The 23,572-nt window shown below is 51.7% G+C and carries 18 protein-coding genes and 2 pseudogenes; 9 read left to right on the forward strand and 11 right to left on the reverse strand.

The genetic code is table 11. The annotated features are described in order from the left end of the window. Position 1: 1 nt before the first annotated feature. From ACR0K5_RS01275 to ACR0K5_RS01295, 5 genes and pseudogenes are all read right to left on the reverse strand, one after another. A complete protein-coding gene (locus ACR0K5_RS01275) occupies positions 2–1,054 on the reverse strand; it encodes a glycosyltransferase family 2 protein (RefSeq protein WP_480627929.1) in 1,053 nt (350 codons plus the stop codon). A gap of 22 nt (positions 1,055–1,076) precedes the next feature. After that, entirely contained in the window at positions 1,077–1,748 is a 672-nt protein-coding gene (locus ACR0K5_RS01280) for a class I SAM-dependent methyltransferase (RefSeq protein WP_480627930.1), read from the reverse strand. Between the two features lie 94 nt (positions 1,749–1,842). After that, positions 1,843–3,750, reverse strand: coding sequence for a glycosyltransferase family 2 protein (locus ACR0K5_RS01285; protein ID WP_480627931.1), 1,908 nt, complete (start codon positions 3,748–3,750; stop codon positions 1,843–1,845). Between the two features lie 148 nt (positions 3,751–3,898). Further along, on the reverse strand, positions 3,899–4,246 hold the full coding sequence (locus ACR0K5_RS01290; protein WP_480627932.1) for a type IIL restriction-modification enzyme MmeI: 348 nt from the start codon (positions 4,244–4,246) through the stop codon (positions 3,899–3,901). Positions 4,247–4,252: 6 nt separating this feature from the next. Then, a pseudogene (locus ACR0K5_RS01295) lies at positions 4,253–4,465 on the reverse strand (type IIL restriction-modification enzyme MmeI); the annotation flags it as partial. A 653-nt stretch (positions 4,466–5,118) separates the two neighbouring features. Between ACR0K5_RS01295 and ACR0K5_RS01300 the strand changes: the two are divergent. Then, the gene (locus ACR0K5_RS01300; protein WP_480627933.1) at positions 5,119–5,526 is read left to right on the forward strand and encodes a hypothetical protein; all 408 of its coding nucleotides are present in this window, start codon (positions 5,119–5,121) and stop codon (positions 5,524–5,526) included. A gap of 605 nt (positions 5,527–6,131) precedes the next feature. Here the strand turns inward: ACR0K5_RS01300 and ACR0K5_RS01305 are convergent. Further along, a complete protein-coding gene (locus tag ACR0K5_RS01305; protein ID WP_480627934.1) occupies positions 6,132–8,930 on the reverse strand; it encodes a lysozyme inhibitor LprI family protein in 2,799 nt (932 codons plus the stop codon). 53 nt (positions 8,931–8,983) lie between these two features. Further along, positions 8,984–10,318, reverse strand: a complete 1,335-nt coding sequence (locus tag ACR0K5_RS01310) for a hypothetical protein (RefSeq protein WP_480627935.1) — start codon at positions 10,316–10,318, stop codon at positions 8,984–8,986. Positions 10,319–10,515: 197 nt separating this feature from the next. Here ACR0K5_RS01310 and ACR0K5_RS01315 point away from each other — a divergent pair, with 197 nt between their 5' ends. The 6 genes and pseudogenes from ACR0K5_RS01315 (at position 10,516) to ACR0K5_RS01340 (ending at position 16,187) form a co-directional block, all read left to right on the forward strand. After that, complete coding sequence (locus ACR0K5_RS01315; RefSeq protein WP_480627936.1) at positions 10,516–11,385, forward strand: hypothetical protein; 870 nt, start codon at positions 10,516–10,518, stop codon at positions 11,383–11,385. 3 nt (positions 11,386–11,388) lie between these two features. Continuing rightward, positions 11,389–11,808 carry a hypothetical protein gene (locus ACR0K5_RS01320; RefSeq protein WP_480627937.1) on the forward strand — a complete coding sequence of 140 codons (420 nt, stop codon included), beginning with the start codon at positions 11,389–11,391 and terminating at the stop codon, positions 11,806–11,808. Positions 11,809–11,990: 182 nt separating this feature from the next. Further along, positions 11,991–12,257: pseudogene (locus ACR0K5_RS01325) on the forward strand (transposase); the annotation flags it as partial. A gap of 742 nt (positions 12,258–12,999) precedes the next feature. Further along, entirely contained in the window at positions 13,000–14,343 is a 1,344-nt protein-coding gene (locus tag ACR0K5_RS01330; RefSeq protein WP_480627938.1) for a hypothetical protein, read from the forward strand. Between the two features lie 102 nt (positions 14,344–14,445). After that, positions 14,446–15,207, forward strand: coding sequence for a hypothetical protein (locus tag ACR0K5_RS01335; protein ID WP_480627939.1), 762 nt, complete (start codon positions 14,446–14,448; stop codon positions 15,205–15,207). Between the two features lie 167 nt (positions 15,208–15,374). Further along, positions 15,375–16,187: a hypothetical protein gene (locus ACR0K5_RS01340; protein ID WP_480627940.1), complete on the forward strand. Its 813-nt coding sequence runs from the start codon at positions 15,375–15,377 to the stop codon at positions 16,185–16,187. Positions 16,188–16,822: 635 nt separating this feature from the next. On the opposite strand, the gene ACR0K5_RS01345 is transcribed toward ACR0K5_RS01340, so the two are convergent. Beyond that, positions 16,823–17,503, reverse strand: a complete 681-nt coding sequence (locus tag ACR0K5_RS01345; protein ID WP_480627941.1) for a recombinase family protein — start codon at positions 17,501–17,503, stop codon at positions 16,823–16,825. 314 nt (positions 17,504–17,817) lie between these two features. Here ACR0K5_RS01345 and ACR0K5_RS01350 point away from each other — a divergent pair, with 314 nt between their 5' ends. Further along, positions 17,818–18,747 (forward strand): hypothetical protein, encoded by a 930-nt coding sequence (locus ACR0K5_RS01350; RefSeq protein WP_480627942.1) that lies wholly within the window; start codon positions 17,818–17,820, stop codon positions 18,745–18,747. Positions 18,748–18,772: 25 nt separating this feature from the next. Next, on the forward strand, positions 18,773–19,810 hold the full coding sequence (locus ACR0K5_RS01355; protein WP_480627943.1) for a hypothetical protein: 1,038 nt from the start codon (positions 18,773–18,775) through the stop codon (positions 19,808–19,810). A gap of 365 nt (positions 19,811–20,175) precedes the next feature. Here the strand turns inward: ACR0K5_RS01355 and ACR0K5_RS01360 are convergent, their stop codons facing one another. The 3 genes from ACR0K5_RS01360 to ACR0K5_RS01370 all read right to left on the reverse strand — a co-directional run bounded on the left by ACR0K5_RS01360 (position 20,176) and on the right by ACR0K5_RS01370 (position 23,071). Further along, positions 20,176–22,353 (reverse strand): hypothetical protein, encoded by a 2,178-nt coding sequence (locus tag ACR0K5_RS01360; RefSeq protein WP_480627944.1) that lies wholly within the window; start codon positions 22,351–22,353, stop codon positions 20,176–20,178. 365 nt (positions 22,354–22,718) lie between these two features. After that, complete coding sequence (locus tag ACR0K5_RS01365; RefSeq protein WP_480627945.1) at positions 22,719–22,928, reverse strand: hypothetical protein; 210 nt, start codon at positions 22,926–22,928, stop codon at positions 22,719–22,721. Continuing rightward, positions 22,928–23,071 carry a hypothetical protein gene (locus tag ACR0K5_RS01370; protein ID WP_480627946.1) on the reverse strand — a complete coding sequence of 48 codons (144 nt, stop codon included), beginning with the start codon at positions 23,069–23,071 and terminating at the stop codon, positions 22,928–22,930. The genes ACR0K5_RS01365 and ACR0K5_RS01370 overlap by 1 nt, the downstream gene beginning before the upstream one ends. Positions 23,072–23,572: the final 501 nt, after the last annotated feature.

Genomic DNA, 23,572 nt, shown 5'->3' on the forward strand with positions numbered 1-23,572 from the left:
GTCAGGATTCAGGCTGATTTTCACCAGAAGTCGGCGTCGTATCCGCCGACAGCCGCTCCCGCATCTGGCGGTCACGTGTAACAAAGTCCACAGCCGGTTTCTCCAGCAGCGTCTCGTACAACTCGCGGTATTCAGGCAGGTTCAGCAGATCGTTAATCAGTGCTTTATGCCAGCGGAACGCTCTTCTATGTAACCGTCGAAGCTTATCGTCAGCGCGAAACTCGTCCAACACCGCATCGACTTCGTCCTTGTACCGCAGGATGGTTTCATCCTTGGCACCACCACGGTTCCAGCGGTCCCAATAATCAGTCCCCAGCGTCTGCGATGAGTGATTTGCCCGACCGCGGCTGCGTTTGGCCAGATAGGCCTGGGTCGATCTTACGGCATAGTGGTTGATCTGCGCGACTTCCAAGCCAAAAGGCGGCGAGACATGGTTGCCGAAAGGCGCAGGTTCTGTGGCGTGCCCTCCTGGTACAGACCGGAACACTCCAGCCTGAAGTTCAGGCCGGGGATGCGGGTTGTGCAACCCGTACCGCAGATAAAACTCGCCCTGCCGGAACAGGGATTTGACAAACCGTCGCCCTGCCCCTCCCTGTTCGAAGTCCAGCTCACAATCCCAGAATTGCCGCGTCACGAGCGTATCGCGCATCACATGCCGACCACTGTTTGAAAAAATCTTCCACGGAATCGAGATGACATCGACGCCCGGCGTCGCCTCGATCAGATCGTCAACTTTGTGGTTTCCAACGTGAATGTTCAGGAATTCATCCGCATCACAGACATAAATCCACTTCGCCTCTTTCACGACCGGCAGGCGTCGCGCTTGCCTTAGTGCAGATCGGTGAATTCCTCCCGTTCCAACTCGGTTCCTGTGAAACTCCACATGGCCCAAATCCTGCAAACGTCGAAGAATCTGGTTTGTGCCGTCCGTACAGTCATTGGTGTAGACAATGATCCTGTCAAACCCCAGCACCTTGTGGTGCGCCACCCATTCCAGAATATAGGGGCCTTCGTTCTTCATCGCAGTGATGAGGACTTTTTCAGGCTTTTCCATCGCTGCCACTTATCCCCGCTGCCTAGTCGTCCTGACCTTTGCTGTCATCTTGCGGGACAATCTTTTCTATGGCGATCTGCGCGCCTGCTATCGCGCGGATGCGCAATTCCCGAGGGTGCTGGCCCAGAAACTCGTTGACCGCGCGGATCACCCCGTCGCCCCACCAGCCGCGGCGGTGGTAGTCGTCGAATGCCATGATCCCACCCGATTTGATCTTGGGAAACAGGGCAGCCAGATCGGCAGTCACGCCTTCATACGAGTGGTCCCCGTCGACATATGCAAACGAGATGCTTTCATCGTCAAAAAGTTCCAGTGCAGGCACCGAAAAATCCCGGATAATGCCAACCTTGCCTTCTTCAATCTCGCTCTCGAACGTCTTTACGACTTTCTGAAAGATGGCTTCCATCTTTTCGTCTTCGGTCCGGCCGACAAACGCGGTTGTGTGCGATTCCTCACCAATGTGTTTCCACGGGTCGATCAGAAATAGCTGACTGGGCTCAATCAGTTTCAGGATGGTCGGAGAGAACTCGCCCTGCCAGACACCGATCTCAACGGCCACGCCCCCCTTTGGCAGGCGTGAAAGGAACGTGCGACGGATTGCTTCTTTGCTGTTCTTGCGCTTGGTCGCCTTGTCAGCCTTCGGTTTCTTCTGGTTGCCGGGCGCAACACCGATAACCTTGGGTTCGTTTGACATCTCGACCTCACTTGCAGACGGGCATTCAACTCATACACAACCCGTTTTGTTTGTTGAGCCATGGCTACCATGCCGTCGCATCAAGAACCAGAAGCTATGTGTCCTTTTTGTCAAGTGGCGGCAACTTGTCGATGCCAAGCCACGGTGGCTGCAAGCTGGTTATTCTGTACCGCGCCGCATTGCGCCCCAGAAAACTGTTAATCGCTGCATTCATGCCAGAATACGACCCGCCTCCGTGACGGCGATAGGATGTGAACGCTATACTCCCCCCGGGCGCAAGAACCCGGTCGATCCGACGCAACAGCTGGTTCATTACCTTTTCGGCCCGAACCCCACGAATGATAACGACTCCAACGCTTTCATCTTCAAACAGCTTCAGCATCAAAGGGGGCAGCGCCCTATAGACCCTGAGACGCCCGGAAAGGATCGGATCTCGGAAGTATTCGAGAAAGGCATAGAACGCCCGATCAAGTGCCTGAAGGTCTGGATCCTGTACTTCGTCTGCGCAGGCGAAACTGTCCCAGGACAATCCCCAAGGCGCAATGACGGTCAATTGAGACACGGTTTCAAGCGCCAGAATTTCTTCGACAATTTCAACCTCGACCTGCCCTATCAGAATCCATGCTCTTTTACCGCTGATAGATTTAAGAAAACTGCGGCGCTGCTCCTGTGTTCGCTCAATCTCGGGAGAAACACGCGGCAAAACTCCAATATCTCTTGGATCAAATGGCAAAGACAGGAGTTTTAGCTCTGCAATTCCATCCCGCTGCGCTCTGGCCTCGACAGGTTCCAAAGTCGTTTCCAATGAATCCAAACGAACAAACCAGGGGTACGCGTTAGCTTTTGAATTTTGCGCCTTCGCCATGTGTCCCAGCCGGTTCCATTTGGCTTTATGGGCAAATGAAACGTCGGCTTCTGAATACGTTTCGGCATTGGGTAAACTTGGAGATTTTGCGGCGAACAGAATGCTGGCCTCTTCAATAATACCTAAATCCAGTGCTTTCAAATATTGCCCACCCCGAAAATCCTTGTTTCGACTAACGAACTTTCGGGCCGCATCAGTGTTTCGCAGAACAGCAATTCGATCTTTATGAAAATTCACCGTAGCATGATGCAAACTTTCCATCACCGGATCCGCTCGCAATCGGTCATAGACCGCCCGCAATCGCTGCACTTTGCCAACTATCGAAGTTTCCTCAACAACGTTATGGCAATGCAGATTCCAATAAGATTGACCGGATGCCTCCATCTTCGGATGAAAGGCCGTGGTATTCACATCTCCCCGCAACCTTTTCATCAGATAACTGTCAATCGACCTGACAGCATAATGGTTCATTCGAAACAGCTTTTGTCCGAATCCCGCACCGGTCATGGAAAACCCCCATCCGCGCCGCCGCATCGCCGGTGGCAACAGGTCCCCATCTCCGTCCACCCACACAAAACGATCCGCTTTTCCACGAACAGGTCCGCGGGGTCGGTGGGTGTCAATCGCGTGATAAGACCCATTGTTTCGATATAGCGACTTGAGTGCACGCAAGTTCTGCGGGAGCACGGCCCCCAATTCTCCCGCTCGTGTGAATTGTTCCGTCACGAAACGATCTTCAAATTCCACGACGCCATTATGTCCGAACAACTGCCACAGGGCGACAAACCCGTCGGCATGAGGCAACGTACGAAACAGATCGTCCAATGTCCCATCGCCGACGCGGATGTCCAAGAACTCATCCACATCGCAGACTAGTATCCATTCGGCCTCTTTGCACCATGGGTGCTCCATAGCGTTCGCATATGCCGACGCCTGAGGCCCCAATTCCCATGGACCGGGATTGTCGATATGCGCCAGAAAACCCAGCTCTTCGCATCGCCTTAGGATTGCGTCCGTGCCATCGGAACAATCGTTCGAATTGACGATAAAGTGTGTGAAGCCGATCGAAAGGTAGTATGCAACCCACTCCAGGATGAACGGCCCCTCGTCTTTCATCGTGGATATGACAAGTCTCATCGCATCTCCCCGCAACCATGGCCCGCAAACTCAGGATCTTGGGAAAAAACGCATCACTGCAGACTTATAGCGCGCATCCCGGCACGCGGCTTTGTTACGAGCCACTAAATAGCAATGCAAGGGATAGGTAAGAATAACCAGTCAAAGGTCACCTCATCCATCTTCCACCGGCGTCCTTTGTGCTCTCGCGCGAGTTCACAGATGGGATGTGAAGGATGGATTTTTTCGCTTGGGCCAAGACATCGGCCCAGAGCAGCGGGTTGGCGTTGGCACGATCCTCGACCTCCACGTCCATCGCCCGGGAGTTTTCCGAAATGACTTCATGCGTGTTCGAGCTATCCCGCGCTGATATCTGATCGATCGTCGCGGTGAACAGGTTATCGCCGTTGAAGATGTCTGTATTCTCAGCAACGAAGCAGAAGATCGGCCGCGCCATGAAGTGGGTCATGTCATAGCGGCGCTCTCTCGTTCCCCAATCTGGGTTCTTTTGCAGCAAGGTCACCTAGAGCTTGTTGAAACGCGAGGTGGCCCTGACACCGGAGGTGTTCTCACCAATTTGCTGAACGGCGGTGATGCCCGCCAGCGGGAGAAAAAACCCGAACTTATCGGGGAACTCCTTATAAGAGCAGTTAGCGGTTTCACCAGAGTTCAGGTCCTCGGCTTCGGGAGTTTCCCCATCCGTCGCGAGGATTAACTTTACGCGGTGACGCTTGTTCTGAAACGCGGGGCTTTCGGGAAGCGAGGATACCTGAAAGCGTCTTCGGCGGCCTCCGTCACGGGTTGGGCGCTTGGTTCTTTGACAACATCACGTAGAACGTGTGAAACTTTAATCTTGGCCTGCGTGTGTTCTGCCGAAACCACCAAACTCAAGATAGTGCCTGCGCTTGCGCTCTGCGTTGTTCGCGATCCTTGGGTTTCGGTGAGTATGGTGGCCTCGATCCGTTTCATTGCCGCATCAATTCCGGCAAGCCTTCTGGCCTTGCGTGCATGGGCAGATACATCAAGTCGATATCCACGGAGAGGCGCGGCAGATTGCGAACAAACAGGTTGATTGGCGGCATCCAATCCACGCAGGGTTCGTCAGGATCTTATACGGGCAGGAACGCCCTTTGATCGATGGGTGCAGGGAGAGCGAAGTCTCCAGCGAGTGTTTGACCGGCGATACGGTCTACTGGCTCTGGAATGGGTTCAATACCCTGGACGAGCCACCGCCGAAGGGATGCAACGGGAACGCGCAGCGGGATCCCTTGCTTAGATAGTGTTGAAGTACAACACACATCTTGCGGATTAAATAAGGGGGGAGACTTGGCGCAGTGCAACAGAATTTATGCTACATTGTCGGGGTATTTGTAGAAGGTATTTTGACCGATGGCGAAGGGAATTGCATTCGTGGCTCTAATAGCCGTCCTATTGCCTGTTCAACTGCGGGCCGAGGACAGTTTTACCGGCACATGGCAACCCTTCAGCAAGGCTGCATTTTTTTGGGGTGCATTGACCATTCAAACCGACCGGCTGACCTATGCGGAAGGAATGAAGGCTGAGCTTGATCCGGTGCGTAAAGGGGGGAGCGTCTTCAGGCTCGTCAATCCAGAAGGTGAAGCGTTCAAGGATTGCGGCGTTGATCCGGTGACTTATGTGGGTTTTCGCGTGTTGAGTGACGGCCATCTGGCTGTGCTGCACTACAGGGGAGACGCACCGCCGAATGAACCGACCGGTAACGACCCGATGGCAGTAATCCAGAACGGGGCGTGTTCGGTTAGTTTCTACGAAAGGTGAGCGGAACCTTCGGCAAGATCTTCACGTCCGGCATGCGAACGAAAAAAGGCGCTGACCTGCCAGGTCACGTCCTTCGTGGTTGACAGGTAGTGCGTTGCTACTTGGTTTCGGGTTTGAACGTCGCTGGCAGGATCACCAGACGACCAGTGGCTGCATTAGGCTTCAAAAACGTTCAGAATTTAAGGAGTACCGAAGCCATGTTCACAAGGCATGCAAGTGCCGCCGTTCTGACGTTCGCAGGGAGTGCTGCAACAGCCGCTGATGTCGTCGAAATTCGGCACGCAGCGTTCAAGCAAAGTTCAAATCACGCTGCGCACTACTGGTACATAGCACGCGACGAGGTGCCGGAGGCTAATTTTGATACGAGCAAGTACTCATTTGCCCGTGCGCCCGCGACTGTACGTGATTCCGGTGCACTAATCATGACAACCGCGGACAACACGATCTGTTAGACGAGCGCGGAATGTGTTGAGGAAACCAAGGAATCCTTGGCGGAAATGTGCAGGAGTCCTGACGATCTTAGCATCAACCCTCAATAGGGCCTTATTGAACTCTGTTCTGTGCGGCGCAGGTGATGTGGTCTTTAAAGTCTCTCTTTTCCCGTTTCATTTGTAGGACTCCGCGATAAACTGGTAGTCGAGCCAGACAGGAAAGGTTTCGTCACCTTCCCACGCAAGATATTCCGATGTGATCTGATCCACTCTGCCCGCGCCGCCGGATGCAGCAGCGTTCGCGACCTCCTGCTCGAATTGCGGCAGTGCCCCTTCCAGAATTTTTGAGCGCTTGTCTGAAAACTTCTTCATCGCGGAATCAAAAGCAATTTGTTCCTGATATGGCCCGAACAGGCGTTTGAATTCTTCAAGCCAATCGAGGCTGGCACTCAAGCCATCTGGCCCAGATGGTAGCGCATTCAAGGAAGACAGTTGCCTGGAAAGCAAGGCATCAAGAATGAACTGCCGTTTTTGGGCGATCGTTTCCTCGAACGGCGCGGCAACGCGCTCAGTCAAAAGAGCCGTCGTTTTCTGAATTTCGGCAGCCAGCTCTTCAAACGCAGTCAACGCGGATACCTCACTGGGAAGCTCTTCCAATTCGGCAAACGCAGCGGAAAGCAGAGACGTAGCGAATTGTGATTGTTCCTCCTCCACGCGGGCCTTGAGGTCTGCCTTTCGGCGGTCGTCAAGATACCGCTGATATTCCTGTTTTCCTTCGGCCATGTCGGTCAGGGCTGCCAATTTTGCGGCGGGATCATTCAGTCGGTCAACGTCCTCAAGCGCGGTTTCCATATCTATTAAAGACAACGAAACCAGATGGTCAGAGAGCAAACGTTCGGTCTCGTCGACCTCGCTTGGCCAAAGCTGGTCGCGGTTATTTTTCATGAACGTGGAAACGCCCCGCACCAGCGGCGCGGCCTCTGCCACAGTCGGTGCCTTGATTGCAGTCTCAACTTTTTCTCCGAGTTGATGCCGCGTTTGCCTGATCTGCTGAATAGCATTAAAAATCGCAGGCAAACCAAAACTGGTCAAAGGTCGCTCCATTGTACCCATTAATCCGCGATCCAGCGTTGAGAACTTGTAGTAGTCGTCACGATAGAACGGGTCGTTGCCGCACACCCTTGCCATTTCGGTCCTGATGTTGCGGCGCTGATCTTGCGGCATCGCATCGAAAGGCTGGCCGAAGACAGGTACAAAATCATCGTCGGCAAACAACAGCACGAGCTTTGGGTAGATCACGTCTGTGACCGTGTTTACCATCGACAGGTCGGGAAATTCCCGCTCAAACTTGCGCGGCAACTCCAGCGCGGCTTCGCATCTGTCCTGCGGGCGCTGTTGGGCAAAAAAAACGCCGCCATTTCCGGCTGTGGCGGTCGGAATTCGAGTTGGCGAAGTGACCGTAACACGGCTCAACTCGATATCACCACATCCGGTGTCGGCGATTGATAGCTGCAATGTGCCAGCATCGTCACCAACCGCCAATTCGAACGACTCTGGCATTCTGTTACCGACACCGGTGAATCGAGCGTTCTCTATGACGCCCTGGTACTTTCCGGTTTCCACGGTGGGGCGCGCCAAGACACCAACCGAAACTACTCCGCGCATTATCGCTTGAGGACCAAAAATATCCAACCTTCCGCCAATTCTGTCGGATTGCACACGTTCGATATTCAGGGCGATCGAGGTGTCACCGTCTTTGCATATTGCTTGGCCTTCCCAAAGCCCGTCCAGTCCGGTCATTAGCGAGGCTATGCTATCTTGTTCGGATACTTCTGCACCCGGCCTCTGAAAAGCGGCATACGAGCATCGCTGCGTTCTACCCGTGAGAGAATCGGTTGACGGGTCATATTTGAGTGTGAAGCCAGGGAGTTGCCAGTTGACCTGTGTACGTCCGCCATCACGCGTTTGCCCGAAGGTGCGAAGAGCTGCGAAACTATATTGCTGACTAGCCGCATCCCAGTTGCCATACAAAAATGTTCGGCCGGAATACGCCTGCCCTGACGAACCATGCGGGAACTGCTGAAACTCAATATCCATAAACAGGTTGCCCTCATGGGCAGTTACCAGAGTCAGTTCAGCTTCTGACTCACCTGACTGGCACGCTTCGATTCGACCGGTCCAGCTTCCTTCAAACGCAGGATTGGGCAAAAAAACCTGATCGCGTTGGAACTGAATATCCGTGCATTTGCCAAAATTAACCGACATTAAGTTCGAGGAAACCGGCTTGATAAAAAACTTCGAGGTTCCCCGGATCAATCGCTTAAATTCATACTCGTAGTGTATGGCATTTGATCCGTCTGCCGCCCCACCTCGCATTATAGCAAATGTGGGTTGCGGCTTTGATGTCTGCTCCATCGGTGCTAACTGAAAGAAAGCACGTGGGCCATGTGCATCCATTGTAAGAAGTCGTGCCGCGTAGAGTTTCGGTTTATTGCCTTGGATCCGGCAAGAGAACTGCGCACTCCAGACACCGTTCGGCACACCGTTTGTCGGTATGTCTGCCGTGTCGCCACCAGAGGCGTTGAAGTTGAAGAGCGGAATTTGAGCCGGTTGTGTTTGAGGTGCAGACTGAGCTTGTTGCGAGGGTCGTATCGGCTGGACCCGTCCTGACATGACATTCAAATCGTTGATCCGTTGCTGCATAACTGCCTGTAAACAGGCAGTATTTGCACCGCACGCGTCACGCTGAACTAGCCATACTCTCTGGGTGGCCAGCAACGACTGTTTGCCCGCCTGGTCTAAGCGGACTTGAACATTGGAATAGGCTTGCGAAAGAGCCACATCCAACTGAGCCAAAACCCCTGATGAACAGATGGTGTGCTCGGTCGCTGTCGTCGCTTTCCCGCAGTCAAAACTCGGTTGAGCGAGCGCCGAAAACGGTAGAAATATCTGGGCGCAGGCCAAGAGCGACATCGATCGTATCATTGAGACACTGAAAATCTTAATAAACATCACAAACAGACTTTCTAAGTTCGGCAAGCGCGTAGCTTCTCGGACAAGCCGTCATAACCCCGCGCCAGCGATATGACCGCCTTGAAATCGCCGGAGACGGTCTTCCACTCACCTTCTGAAATACCCTGCTGATCGAGCGCACTGATCATGCAGCCGCAAAGCGCGTCTTTTTTCCATTGTGCGACGCAACTGGCCTTTGCGTCCGAGCGCAAAGCGAGCTGGCGCGCTATTTCGGCCTGCTCCTGCTCTTGCGCTTTTTGCCGTTCGCGGCGTGCGGCTTCTTCGGGCGAAGGAATCCCTTCGCGCCCGAATGCATAGGCACGAATATTGGCGTAAATACGCTTGGCCACTTCGCTTTGACATCCGTGAAGAGAAATCAGACGAGCCCCGTCGATGCCGCCACTATCCGCGAGTGCAGATAGGTTGTGTTGCGTTTCCATCCACGAACCCACGCCGCCCTGATGAAGATCAGTCAGAAGATCAGCCATCATCTTGAAACCTTGCTCGGCTCCCCGATCCAAACTGCCTTGAAGACCGCCGCCGCTACCGCCGCTCATAAGCTTCAGCACACGGGATTCCAGCTTTTTAGTGACAGACGGATCGTACAACGCAACGCAGGTCTGATCCTTGAAATTTACTGTACCGCCGAATTCCTTGTGAAATGTGGCGATATACAGGTACGTGTTGGAAAGTCCGGCATAGTTCGTTTTGCCAACGCCCTGTACCTCCATTGACGAGAAGTCACCGGAATAAAGCGCTTTCACGATTTTGGGCTGATTGTACTGGCCTGGATTGAACGGGACTTCCTGCTGAACCGGTTGCGGCTGCTCAGCCACGACACGCTCTAGCGGCTGTTCGATTGATATTGCCTTTTCTGCACTACCACTTTCAGCAACTTCTACATTGCCAGGCCCATCTGGCGCTATGAGCGCCGCCAGCACATCTGCGGCTGGAGAAAATCCATCTTCTGCAGCGATCTGGTAAAGGGCTACCGCGAGGTCCTCGTCTTCTTCAATTCCGCCGAGACCATACATGTAGGCGTCTGCCAGATAAGCATAAACCGGCCCGTACTCGAATTCTTCCTCAAGACCGACAAAAACGTCTGTACCTTCTTCCATACGGTTGGCCGCCCACAGTGCTCTTCCGAGTTGAAAGGCAAAGCGCGGGGTATCCGGGTGTTCTTCGACGGCCTCGCGGCAGAATTTCACGGCCGGGCCTGGGATGATTTCTTCATCTGACACGCCCGCCGCCCAACGGTTCGGATCATTCGGATGCGCCGCGTAATCATCACATTGATGAACGTCTTCGTATTCCTGCGCCTCCGCCAAATTCGATGCCAGCAACATCATCGTTGCTGAGACAGTGGCGAAAATTGATGGTTTAAAATCACAATAAAATCGCATAACAACCCCACCTCGTCGTTAGCGGCGGTTGTCATTATCATCGCCGCTTTTACGCGTCCGGCGGACCTCCCCTCTCAGAAAGGTTCACAGAACAAGGCTAAGCCGTTACCCTTGTTCGCGTCCAGTATTGGGTGGGCCGTACAATGAAAATCTGCAAACTTATTGTAATTGTTTCATTTTTATGTGGGTTCGTCACGTCCGGAGACGCTGCCCTCAAGGTCAGCTCGTCTGACGTTGTTCCTGCGTTTGATTCGCATGTGGCGAAAGATCTGGCCGAACCGCCGGTGGTCTTCGCCAAGAGCAAGAGGCCGAAACAAGAGTTCAAACGCGTTGCAAAACCGCCCGCGAAGCCCGTAAAGCCTGACAAAACGCTCAGAAAGCCACTCGCTGGACAGCGCAAACCGTCAGTGTCGCAACCTATCCCAAAAGCTCAAAGTACAACTGTAAGCCCTGCGGTTAGTGTCGCAGTTAGTCGCTCATCAACCGCAAAGTTAACTCATGACGTTAGAAAAAGCAGCCGTCCAATCGCCAAAAATCAAGCTGTAGTCAAGCTACGTGCAAGCAAATCTCAATCGGCGTCATTTGATTTTGGAAGTGTCGGTCCTTATCTGCCCCCTGCAATCAAACCAAGGGCAGACCAGCGAATTCCGCTATCAAAAGTTGACGGGCGACAATCGCGAAAGTCCGGCCCCTTTAAAGACGTAAAGCTTTCAAATGGCAGAGGTGAGACGGGCAAGTATCTTTGGACAATAGACAGGAGAGGGATCAATATTGCGCTGGAAAAAACCCCAATAGGCAGAAGTAAGGAAATAAAACATACAAACTTGAGCCGGCGCGCCTCGATTGGCGGAGAAGTGTGGTTTGTTGGAAAGAACCATGTCGTGATAAATGGAGGCTCAGGGCGATTTGGTGACGGGAACATCCAGGTATCAAAAAAGAACTTTCAACGCGCAGTTGAGGCGTGGAGGCACCTTGGTTACAATGTAACAGTAGTACCATTTAACGCGAGGTAACTATTGAGTTTTACATATTATCGACTTTGGTTATTTATTGATCCTGATGAATTTGAAAAACTTGAAGGTTTCTTTTCGAACGAAGAGAAACAGACCTTCTCGAGGTGTGATGCAAGTGATGAGTTTGTCAATGAGTATTGTACACAATCCGGCTCCCAAACTATTGACCCAAGAGTCATAGAAGAGAAATTTCCGGAGATTTATGCCGTCGTACCAAAAGATCGTTTAATGGAAATATTGGGGCAAGTGAGCTATAAGTTCTATGTTTCAGGACGGTTGGTGCGAATGGATGAGAATGTGACACCTATCCTAAGAAAACTTGATTGTCTTTCTGCTTACTTAGAGTTCGGCATCGACAGGCTGGATGAGATCAAGGACAAGGGCTCTATATACCTTGAAGGAGCGGAGCCATTCGCCCCATGAACCGATTTGCCTAGGCTCAGAACCTATTGATTTCCGCCTGGCGGCGTGATTCATCGTTCGAAAACCGAGTGGTGACATGTCTGATTTATTTGCCTGAACGATGCGCAAATAGCTCGTTTGAAACCCTATTTCCCCACATCTCAAGGCAAGCCACGTTTTGATGACCGGCGTGTGTTGAGTGGGATTGGCTACTCGGAGACCGAGGCTATGATGCTGATTGGTTCAGAGAAGCCTTGAAAGACAAGGGGGTACGCGCCTGTATTCCGGGCCGGAGGCAACGCAAGGCCAACGTCAAATATGATAAGCGCCGCTACAAGCAGCGCAATCGGATCGAGATTATGTTCGGCAGGCTCAAGGATTGGCGGCGTGTGGCGATCCGATATGACAGGTGCCCAAAGGTGTTTTTCTCTGCCATCGCTCCCGCTTCCACTGTCATATTCGAGCTATGAAACAAAAACGAGTCCTGACCCTAGACCATTAAAGAAGTAAGCGCGAGATAGTTACTCCGCAGTTACCTTCAGACGGTGAAATCATACCATACTCGCGAGAAACATCGCTTAAGTCATTGTTTTTACTGGTGCGGTCGAGAAGACTCGATACTCAGACTTTTTTCGTAACTATTTATAAATAAAGACTATTTTCGATTCATCACACAGCTAAACGTTCACTCTTGTGTGACGTTCACCTAAGTTATTTTTCTTCCCTTTGCTCTTCTTTGGCACTGCGATTTATTGGCCTTCCATCTTCATCCAAACCCCGCCGCCTGCGGATTTCGTCAATCAGAGGCTTGTAGAGTCTCTCCGGGTGCGGTGGTGCAGTCTTTGATCCGTAATTCATGTTGGTTTCTTGCTTAGTGGAATTTCTGAATTGCCCGTTGAGATGCAGCCCTCGAGTCAGCGGTTATTAATACTCGGCTTTGGCAGAAGCTACTCGCAGCCTTCGTCGGTGCATTAATAGTTAAGAACGTGAGTGTAAGAATGCCTGTCTGTGGCTGCCATCTATTATGTATCGAATGACCGGTTCGAGCCCTTACCGGACACTACTGTTGAATTGGAATGTTGCCAGCGCAATAGGCCGCTAGCACTTCCCAGAACGGTCATTGCCGTGCGAGCAGACTGCTGCGGTCGCATTCGACAGGTAGGCCCTAGTGCGGACCTTGGCTCGGACTATCGAAAGACACCTTTGATTAGATTGCAGGCGCTTGGCTCGCAGCAAGGTTGGTTGAAACCTCAAAGATCGAGCTTTAGCGTAATGCATATGGCATCAACAGAGCAGATACTGGCTGCGGTCCTAGAGTTCTTCCTATCGACCGCTGAACGAGATCAATTCAACGGGTTACGCGCCAACGCGCTGTTAAAGCTGGTATCAGATCAGGAAGAATTGCGTGGTACTTTGTCCGAATTGATTGCAAGTCGGAAGGTTGACTGCGTGTTTTCGAAATACGAAGTCAACATTCACATCAAACGAGTTCCGAACCTTCCAATTGAAAATCAGCTAGAGTGCGTCAAGACAGAAGAGCCTAGTTCGTTTTGCGTGTATCCATCTTCGGAAGAAGTGGCAAAAAACTGCGACCTTTCTAAGTGGGACAGCAGACCGTTCTCAAGAGCTTTGCTGCTCGCAGAACCGCAACTTTCTTTTCGATCATTCGAAATGGCGGCTCTGGAGCGTTACATCAATGATCCCAGATATCGGGTGTACTTCGAAGACTACATGGGAACTATGTCTATAGGTGACGAAACCTACCGCCAGATGGGTTTTCCAGATCGAGACAAGGTATCCCTACAAACGTTCGGTTTGGGTTTCGGAGAAGATAGGCAACCGTATTTGATCGTATTTTTGCGATACCTTGCGAACCTCTCACCCGAACACCAGCAGTTTTGGAACAGCTACCTTTCAGTCGAAGACGCAAGGATGACACGTCCCTACTACGATGCAAGTTTTGGTGGAACTTTCTGGCAAAACAGGTCAGCGCGGCACGCGATTATTCAGGAAATCAACCTGATAAACAAGATGATCCAAGCGATATATGGACAACAGCTTTTTCGAGACTTTGAAGAGAAGGACGTTCCAATAGGAATTACAGGCTTTCTTCGACCAACCAGTGCCAACTTCGAGGCCTTCGTTATGGCGCTCGACAAACTTCTTTCAGACAGGATCAATGTGAATTTCTTCAAAGAAAAAGTCGCATTGCACGAGGAGATTCCGAAAGAAGAGGGAAGGTTTGAAGTCAAACGAAAGGGTTCTATTCGCCTCCTAGAAGAATGGTTGCTCATGGCATTGAATTGGAGCAGCGAAGAAGGAGTCAAAGAGACGATCATCGGTCCATTGCGTGAGGTACGGAGGTTGCGTCAAAAGCCTGCACATGAATTTAGCAAAGACAGATTTGATTTGGAGTTTCACAGCGAGCGACGCCGTTTGCTTGGTGCAGTATTGAATAGCCTTCAAAACATGCGAATGGCATTTTCGACCCATCCAGCGACCAAAGGAATTGTCGTTCCTTCGTGGCTCGACACAGATGATATCGATTTTCTCTAAGGTTTGCTCTTTGACTTTGCAAAGCCTGCTTTAGTGCGCGAACTGCCGTTGGTAGTACTCCAATCGCGCATTGATTATGATGCCTGATTAGAAAGAGAATTAATGCAGCCAGATAACAAAACCAAGAATTGCATAGATTGCCACAGCGTCATTCCTTATCCGGCATCAAAGTGTGCAAAGTGCGGGAATTATCAGGATTGGCGACGTTTCTTGCCTGCTTGGAGTCAGCTATTGGCTTTGGTTGTCGCGGCTTTGGCTCTATTGAGTTCATTCTGGGGTCAGGGGCGCGTCGCAGTGGAAACGGTGCAACAATACCTATCTGGAAACAACTTCAAGTTAAACGCTGCTGTTGTTGAGTTGGGTATGGAACAAAGTACGTTCGCTGTCTCCAACAATACTGACAAAAGTGCGGTAGTCACGTCGGTACAATGCGGTCTGTATCTACCAACTAATCCCAAGGTGCATCGCGACAAAGCCCTCCAGGACGGAAAGATGGAAATGTACCGGTGGAAGGAGACCGTTGGAATGTTTTTGGTTACGTTCAACCCCGATGGACCCGTCCAGATTGCAGCAGGTGAGCAGGTTGTGGCAAAGTTTCGCACTCAGCATGTCAGCCCAGCTTTTGGGGCAGACCGTTTCGGCACCCCACGTAAGCCGGAGGAATTGGTCTCAAGCTATTGTTTTATTAGCGGGGTTCGCGGAAACAACGAACTAATTGGGGGCGCTTTGCTGCTGAGCCCTCGGAACACATCCAATTTGGATGCTTTGGAGTTGCTGCAAGTCGCTGACTACTCGGAGCAACAAGAAGCTGAGCGCGTGGCCCTGAAAAACAAGATAACCAGCGCACGGTCAGCGGCAGATTAGCGCTCGCCCCTGTCTTTGTCGGCGCAGTCCAAAGAGGACACTTCACTACAGTACACGGGGCGTAGAGCTGTCTACCGCGTATCGTACACTAAGCAGCGGGTGTGGGCTGGTGTACTCAATCACTAAGTGTCATGCTTTAAAGGCAAAGCTAGTTGAATGGATTAAGTTTGTCTGAGGTCAAAGAGCAAGCTGAGAGAGAGAAGTCTTACCTTTTGGCTATAGGCGTTTTCCTTTTAGCATTGATAGGTCTGTCGTCTCTGTTTGTTGTTGGTTACACCAGCGACATACCTCGCGAAGCATATCTGGTGTTTGGGCGAGATTTATTTCTAGCGATTGGACTTGAAGCAGGATTTGGTGTGGCTTTCTCGCTGATAACAGCGAAGGTGATTCTGATCCTAATTTCTGTAATGATCGCTTTAGTCGGTAGTGTTCTAGCCCCGCTCAAGAATGAGATGTTGAAGCTCTGGGCTGAGAAAATGGATGAGGTCGCTATCAAGATCGCGACAGCCCCACTAAAGGTCGTTCTTCTGCTTGCAGCTTGGGTGTTTTGGGCGAGAATTCTCCACTTTTCGCTTGAAAGTTTCATGATTGCAGGCGGATGGATTGTATTTGGATCGATTCTCTTGGAAACTAGTGACCGGGTTTTGCTTCGAAAGCTGACCGGGGCGGCAGACGAAAGCGTAAACACGGAAATTGAGAACTACTTGTCCGTCCGCTTGCTTTTGCTCGCCACTTTGATTTCAGGTTTTGCGTATGCCGCGGGAATCGCGGCGGAACGACAAGCGAAACGCCAAGTACCAAGGATAATTTCCGAGAAACTCGACCAACCGGGTATCGTTTTCGGTGCAAGCGACATTGGCCTGTTGGTACTTGTTCCCGGCGAGTTGATCGAAACGCGGGGCGCAGGTTTCCTAGAAAGCCGAAAACCAAACGCGTGGTATATGTTACCGCTCAATGGTGATCCGATTGAACTACGGTAGTCACGAAGCAGCGCAAATACTTAAAATGTCTAACAAAGTGAATTCGCTGCCAATCTAATCGTGCACCTACAGTGAATGTCTCCTAGCGACAGGCCGCAGGACGGCAATACGAATTGAGGGCCAAAGTCTGGTAGAGCTTGAGGAGAAATACTGCACACACGCAGAAAAGCGCCTTGCAGGAGTCTCTCGTTACCGCGCTTCGAAAGAGATCAAGTGTGCGGCATAGATAGAACAAACGCCGTATCGGTTTGCAGCCGAGTGCAAACCGAAACTGAGCTTCAAGCCCAAATGGGTGGACGCCAATGCAACTTTTTTGCCAAATTTTTGAATCTAACGAAAACCCAATATAGTGCAATTTTGCTCAATATATTTGGGCTTTGGGTCCCCCGGTTCAAAAAATCTGAGGGATGATGTACAACCACTGCAACTAAATGGTTTACAACTTTAAATCGCGAGTTGCTCTGGTCTCGACAGGAGGCATCTACCGCCCTTACCCACCCCCACTGGCATACCCCCAACGGGTCCCATTTTATATTTTTTTTCAACATGTTATGATGATTATAGGCTGCTCATAACTGAAGCAAAGTAGATATTTTCAAGCCGCTAACGCGGCCATGCGCTGTGCCTTGGTGCTATTAAGATGCCAGAGCCAATCGCTGACGCAAACGCGCGACCGTGTTGGGGTGCCATTGCCCTCCGCGAGCGGTCTTAATGCCACGTTTGTTCAACTCGTCCGCTTGCTCCCGCAATGTGCTGAATCCAACTGTTTCGAGGTCTTCCAGCACTTCTGCTAGATCGTGGGCGCGCGCGTTAGCGTTGTCCCTTTGTGCGGCGCAGGCTGCGCCGTTGCCCTTGCCTGCACGACGCAAAGCGGCAGCCCCGTTCGGGTTACCGAACTTCTGCCCACGAGCCTTTGCAGCCTGCATAGCTGCACGCGTCCTATCGCCAATCATTCGGGATTCTGCTTGGGCAATCACGCTCATGATCCCAACGGTAAGTGCGTTTGCGTCCGGCATGTCGCAGCACACGAAATCGACGCCTGACTCCTGCAATTTAAGGAGAAACGCCGCATTTCGGCTTAGTCGATCCAGCTTGGCAATTACCAGTTTTGCCCCCATGACGCGCGCCATCTTTAGTGCCTTCACTAGCTCTGGACGTGCGTTGTTCCTGCCAGACTCTACTTCTTGGAATTCCGCCACCATCTCCGCGTTAGCGGCCTTGGCGTAGGCAGCGATAGCTACTTGCTGAGCTTCCAGCCCTAGACCACTGCTTCCCTGCTTATCGGTCGATACTCGGATATATGCGACGATCTTCACGGCAGTTTCTCCAATTTACATCTGGCCCAAGGGACCCTAGGCAAGTTGTAACACCGTTGAAATGTGATTCGCGAGTCAATTCAGATATTTAAGGAGGTAAAGGTATTAGCCTGCTTCCGCAGTTGGTCGCATTGAGTCGATTTACTTTAAGTAAATAGTTATGACCTAAATCGTTGCTACTTGTGGCGTAGGCGGCGGCTGATTGACCATCTTACACTGCTTTGAGAATTGTCATTAACTTGACGCAGGGTAGAATATCTGCGCGACGGCACTATATAGTGTGCATTGAAGGAAAAATGGGGCACTTTTAGTATATGGTAGACAGCTCAGAGAAAAGCAGCGGCAACAAAAATCGAGGTATCGATGTGGCTGACATTGATTACTCGGGCAAAAACCTCCCAGAGGTCAAAATTGGCGAAGAAATAACTGGTCTAAAGCCTGCAACCCAAGAAGCCCTAGAGCATATTGCGAAGCAGGGTGATGCAGCGCATTTGAAGCACGCAGAAATAATTGAGCAGTTCTCAGGCAGCAACAAATATACCGAAATGCTAAACGGTGTCTCATCCGCGAATGAGGCAATGAAACGTTTCACCGAAAGCCCGGTCATGAAGAGTGTCCGTAAACAACTCGAGGCCTATCAAAACTCCGCAGGGGGAAACGAGAAACTAGCGGAGCTTGCCAACAATTTTGCAAGGCAACATGAAGCAATTGACAAATTGGCGAAATCGCACGTGGATAGGACCGAAACATTTCGTGGTCTTCGTGTCCCCGACCTAAAGAACCCTATTGTCGAGACAAACGAGCGGCTTGAAAGAATCGAGCGACAATTTAGCCAGTTTCAGATTGTCGCAAAAGAATCCGCGACGATTGCTACCGGGCTGCAAGAAGCTGCTGCTGCGTTCTTACAAAAATTTGAGGCTGCAGCAGAGAAAAACGATGAATCAGCCGACAAGGCGATTAGCGTTGGACGTCAAGCAGTATGGATGGCTGTGCTTGTTCCCATCCTCATTCTGGGCGCACAGTTTCTAGGCACGTACGTTATGCAGGACCCTGACACTGCGGTCCTGCAGCAGTCAGTCTCTGAACTACGCAGCGAGCTAGAAGATCTTCGTGAGAGCCAAACCGAGGCCACGAACAGGTTAATCGAAGCGATTGAAACCTCAGACGCTGCGACAGCCGCCGCATTGGTTTCGATTGTCCAAGGTCTGTCGCAACTGAACTCCGATGCCCCAACCAATAAATAACCAATATATTTCTAAGAGGTGAAATTTGGCACTAGGCAAACTCTGGGCCGGAAGAGCATACGGTACGAATACAGGTAACCTGTTTCTAAAACTCGAAGGTGATGACGGATCGCTTTCTGGTACATTGCACCTGAATGACCCAGACTATGGGTTGACTGTTTACGGCGTTGGTGGGTCGTTTGACGGTTTCAAACTAGAGATGAGCGGGCATCCACAAAGAGAGACCGAAGGCACAGAACTCGGCAAACTGACAGCCTCTGCAGTACTAAACTCAAAGGGCCAGCTAAGGGGCGAGTGGCATACTGATATTGGGTCTAGCGGAACTTTTGTCCTTTTCCCTCACGAAAGCATGGAAAGCGCTGAGAAAACTGATGCTACTGAACCTAGCCAAATCTACACTGCGCGGCACAACTTTGAAGCCGTTGCCTTGGATAAGCAGCAGATTATCGATCTAGCTGAGGCAATGCAGGGCGATTTCACGACATCTGAAGTAGTTGTAACCATCGCTTCTGGAACAGAGCAAACGCGCCTGCTCAGCGACTTCAAATCAGCCAACTTGGCGGCTGAGAAAGCTGACCTCGTGAAACTCTACGTACAGCAACCCGAGACCAACGGCGTAAACCGAGTCGCTACAGTGGAATTCGGACCGCAAGTAAACATGGTCATGGTTCAAGGTGCCGATGAAGCTTGGGTGCTTGGGATGGTCGAAAAGCTGAAACGCTACACAAGACCATTGGAAAGAACTAACGCGACGAAATTCAGGAAGCTAAATTTCGGCATCAACCAAGTTTTGTTTGTAGGTGCCTTAGTCTATTTACCAAGTTTGGCGACCTTGAGAGATAGAGCAATTCTCATGATTGGTGTTTTGCTTATCATGTATTGCGTCAACTGGTTGCACATGCGCTTTCTCCCACACGCAGCTATTTTCTTAGTGCCGAAAGCAAAAGGTGTATTTGCTGCCAGTGCCATATCGTGGTTGATCGCGGTTACTTCGGCGGTAGCGGCTACGTTGTTGGCGGCATATCTTCAGGGTCAATTCCCTATTCTATTCCCTTCGAACTAGTTTTAAAGCATAAACGGTCCAAATACGGTCGCGGAAAACGGTCCGAAATTTTAGCGTTTTCAGTGACTTAAACCAAAAAACCGTATTTAGCACGAGTTTCGAGGCCGAGACGCCCCTACGGAATTGCATATTTGATAAATAAAGACGACTTGGTATGAAGTTTGGTATGGAAAACAAATACGGTAAAAACGGTATTCCAGATAATACACTGTAAACATTGATGTTTTCCGACCGTATTTGGACCGTTTATGCACCGTATTTGAACCGTTTAAGGGGGCTGACGCCCCTCGCCAACAAGACACGTTTTCGCAAAAACGCAAAAGGCCGCTAACGCGGCCCTCAACGTAAAGGTAAGTTGGTTCCTACTAAGCAGCCTTGTCGGCCCTCGCTCGAATTTCCAAGGTTCGCGCGCTTCTTTCCTCCGAGGTCAAGCTGGACCAATCTGCGCGCTCCTGTGCGGTCATTCGCCTTCGCTCGGTCCGTGAAAGAGGAGGCACATTAACCGCCTCTTCCACTGGCCGCGTCAGCGGCTTTGCGGTCTCCACCTGCGCAGGTTCATCGGCCTTCGTTACTCCGCGCGCTTCGACAGGCTTGAGATACCAAGGAAAGCCCCCCTTTCCACGCTTTTCCGACTGCAAAAGAGCTACGTTACCGAATGTACTCAGATCAAAAATACGCTCCTGCATACCCGGCAGAGCCTTGCCGAGCGAGCGAGGGTTGTATTCAAACTGCCCGCCATCGCGGACGCGTGCGACATCCAACGGAATTTCGTAATCCTGTGCAAGCTCTGCAAGTTCACGTGCTTCGATCCGACCGGCATACCCAGTGCCACGTTCACTAGCCCACTTCTCAAAAAGCTCGGACCATCCATCCTCTTCACTGTCCTTGGCGACCTTCACCAGCTTGGCACGGTTGCTCTGCCAACTCGTCCAATTGGAAGAAGCCGTTTCAAGGATGCCACCAATTACATGACGATAACGCTCAAATCGCCCGATCACAGGTGGGTGCTTTGGCTCCGGCTGACCCTTGTCCAGCCAATGCTTAACCAATACCAACAAGGCGCTAAGGATGCGCCCACGATTGCTGCGAACGTAGGTCGTCAGGTCATCGTGCTTCCAGCCCGAACGAGACTCAGGCGATGCGGTTTGCGGCAACAGTTCCAACAACGTTAGCCGCTGCACCAATTCGTCGCTGAACGGGGGACGGTTGCCAACCATCACAAAAGAAGCTCGAACTGGAATACTGCGTTCAATGCTGTTTCCCAGTTCTCGGTCTACATAGACGCCCTCAGTAAAAAGTGTCGCCAGCGTTGGAGAATCGATGGTTCGTCCGGTAGGCAGGTTATCCCATGCAATCACGCTCGAACCTGACTTGAGAGCTGCCAGAATGGCCTTGCGCCGTTCATCTTCATTCCGAGCAAGCGGGCGCATGCCAGCAGAGCCGCGAACGACAGTCTGCATTACGGTCGCCAACAAGCCACCCCCAGCGCGTCTAGCAGTCTTGGAAATGAGCAACGGCATTACAGGACCATCGATCATTGGACGCACGATCTGCTCCAACATAAAACCAACGGCAGACAAGAAAGACGGCGGGACTGCGGTCACCCCTTCACCACTTCCCCACTTTGTTCCCACACCCATACGCAAGACAGCATTTTCCAATTCGGCACGGCTAACGCCGTCCATCTCAAAATCACAAAGAATGTCCACGAGAGTATCCTTTGCTTCCGCAAGGTGCTCTTCCGTAATCCGACGCGGTGGGCGAGCAACACTCAATTCGGCAGGAGGGGCGTAAAAGTACCCCGACTTGTGATAGCCAGGCGTAATTACCAACTCGCCGTCTGCGGTAAACATGGGCGCGCTGATAACTGCGCGCAACTCAGGGACCGGCTTTTCAGGGTGCGCGTAAATCTGGTTCACGACGTCCTTTGGAGCGCTTACATACCGAAAGGATGTACCGTCACCAACACGCTTGCGCCAGAACGTTGCAACGTTCAGCCGCGCTGAGAAAGTATCACGATCAAGAGGAACAATAGTTGCCGTTTGATCCTCACCCGATCTCTGGATTTCGACCCACTTCCCGTCGCGCTGGAATATGGTCGGCGTCCAACGGTTCTCGCGTTCAATAGTGGTCAGAGCGTAGTTGCAGTGTGCCTGAAAGTCATCCTCATCTACTACATTCGTGTCATCACCCTTTGCTGCTGACCGCTTGTCAGCGTCGAGGATAGTGTCTACCGCGCGCCTGATATCCTTAAGGTATCTCAAGTCCAATGCAGGCCAATGGGCCTTCATCGTCGTCATGAAGTTGCGGATTGCAACTTCGCCTTCACCACTCTTGATCAACCCTGCCAACATAACGGCAAGGTCAACGGTCTGAGGTGTCGCCTTCCATTTATTTTCCAACGTCGCGGAGTACGTTAGAGGCTCACACTTCTTGATCGCCTCGCATTGCTTTTCCGTCAGTTCACTTAGCACCTTGCGCGCGCCGTTAGACATGCGGGCGTTGCCGATAATCGTGACGTCTGTGCTCTTGGTCTCTGCCATTTGTTCTTTCTCCTTTAGTCAGTTTCTCTTTCCCTTCTTCTGTTTGGCTGGGCGCTCTCGCGCCCACCGAAGTTTATGCTGTTAACGCGCCCCGCGCCTCACCCGGCGGGTGCGTGACACCACCGGCCCTTCGTCTTCTTCGTCCCCATCCGGCAGCGAACATGCCTCGAGATAGGCGTCGATCTGGTTCTCAATCAGCATTTACCAATCGTGCTCAGCCGCCGCCGCGTTGCACATCAGTGAAAACCGTGTATCGGGGTCGGCGACATGCTGACATTCTGCGTAGATTTCTCGGGAAATCGGATTGCCGGTCGCGCGCGCCACTGCGTCATTGGTTCAGGAAAATGATGACAACACATCAGCCATCACACGCGCCCCGCTTCGAAGTCCTTCAAGAACGCTCCGATTTTCTCCAACATGATCGCCACATCCCCGTATGAATGACCCGCATGGTTCAGTTCGTCGGACAACACCAAAACCAATCCACCTATGGGCCTTGGGTCATGACCATCCCAGTTCAGAGCAACGAGGGCGGTCCGAGCAGCTTCAACAACAATGTCGTTTCTGGCGTCCATCAAGCGACCACCCCGTCACACACGCCAAGATGGCAAATCAACTCAGCGCACATCGCGCGTAGCTGCTCGTCGCGTTCCAAAGAACGTTCCTTTTCGCCAACTTCCTTGATGTCGTGCGTCAGCTTCACAATTTGCTTTTCCAAAGTTCCATCTCCTTTTCCATTTAACTCCTCGCGGCGCTTCGACACCCAGCGAAAAACTACGCTGTGGTGTGGTGATCCACAACGTGAATTTATAATAAGTTATTGATGTTATTGATAAAGTGGGCTTGAAGCGGAGTTTCCACCTCATGCTCAAGTGCAAAATTCCGCTTCAAGCCCATTTTCAGCGTAACGGTATATTTCAGCTTGTAACAATTCAGGTCAGGCGTAGTCGGCCATCGCCAACCGCAGACGGTCAGCAAGGGCGTCGGGGTAGGAAAAATCGCCGAGGTTCGCTTTACCTCGCCCCGTGCTCCAAGTCGTCGGCTCGGGGGTAAATCCTGCCTTGCGCAATACGAGCCGTGCTAGCGCGCCGTCCCCATTCAGGGCATTCGCCAGCCACAACAGAGGGATGCGGAGACCACGCCCCCGTGACCTGCCTACTTCGTCCCTTAGCGTTTCTGCTAGTTCATCTATCAGTTCCGGATCGTACATTTAGTTCTC

The sequence above is a fragment of the Ruegeria sp. AB9 genome (genome assembly GCF_056542585.1).

Excerpts from the sequence above, each read along its gene's own strand:
- ACR0K5_RS01280 (WP_480627930.1), bottom strand. The coding sequence starts at position 1,748 with ATGTCAAACGAACCCAAGGTTATCGGTGTTGCGCCCGGCAACCAGAAG.
- ACR0K5_RS01300 (WP_480627933.1), top strand. The coding sequence starts at position 5,119 with ATGGCGAAGGGAATTGCATTCGTGGCTCTAATAGCCGTCCTATTGCCT.
- ACR0K5_RS01285 (WP_480627931.1), bottom strand. The coding sequence starts at position 3,750 with ATGAGACTTGTCATATCCACGATGAAAGACGAGGGGCCGTTCATCCTG.
- ACR0K5_RS01310 (WP_480627935.1), bottom strand. The coding sequence starts at position 10,318 with ATGATGTTGCTGGCATCGAATTTGGCGGAGGCGCAGGAATACGAAGAC.
- ACR0K5_RS01350 (WP_480627942.1), top strand. The coding sequence starts at position 17,818 with ATGGTAGACAGCTCAGAGAAAAGCAGCGGCAACAAAAATCGAGGTATC.
- ACR0K5_RS01315 (WP_480627936.1), top strand. The coding sequence starts at position 10,516 with ATGAAAATCTGCAAACTTATTGTAATTGTTTCATTTTTATGTGGGTTC.
- ACR0K5_RS01275 (WP_480627929.1), bottom strand. The coding sequence starts at position 1,054 with ATGGAAAAGCCTGAAAAAGTCCTCATCACTGCGATGAAGAACGAAGGC.
- ACR0K5_RS01335 (WP_480627939.1), top strand. The coding sequence starts at position 14,446 with ATGCAGCCAGATAACAAAACCAAGAATTGCATAGATTGCCACAGCGTC.
- ACR0K5_RS01365 (WP_480627945.1), bottom strand. The coding sequence starts at position 22,928 with ATGGACGCCAGAAACGACATTGTTGTTGAAGCTGCTCGGACCGCCCTC.
- ACR0K5_RS01305 (WP_480627934.1), bottom strand. The coding sequence starts at position 8,930 with ATGTCGCTCTTGGCCTGCGCCCAGATATTTCTACCGTTTTCGGCGCTC.
- ACR0K5_RS01360 (WP_480627944.1), bottom strand. The coding sequence starts at position 22,353 with ATGGCAGAGACCAAGAGCACAGACGTCACGATTATCGGCAACGCCCGC.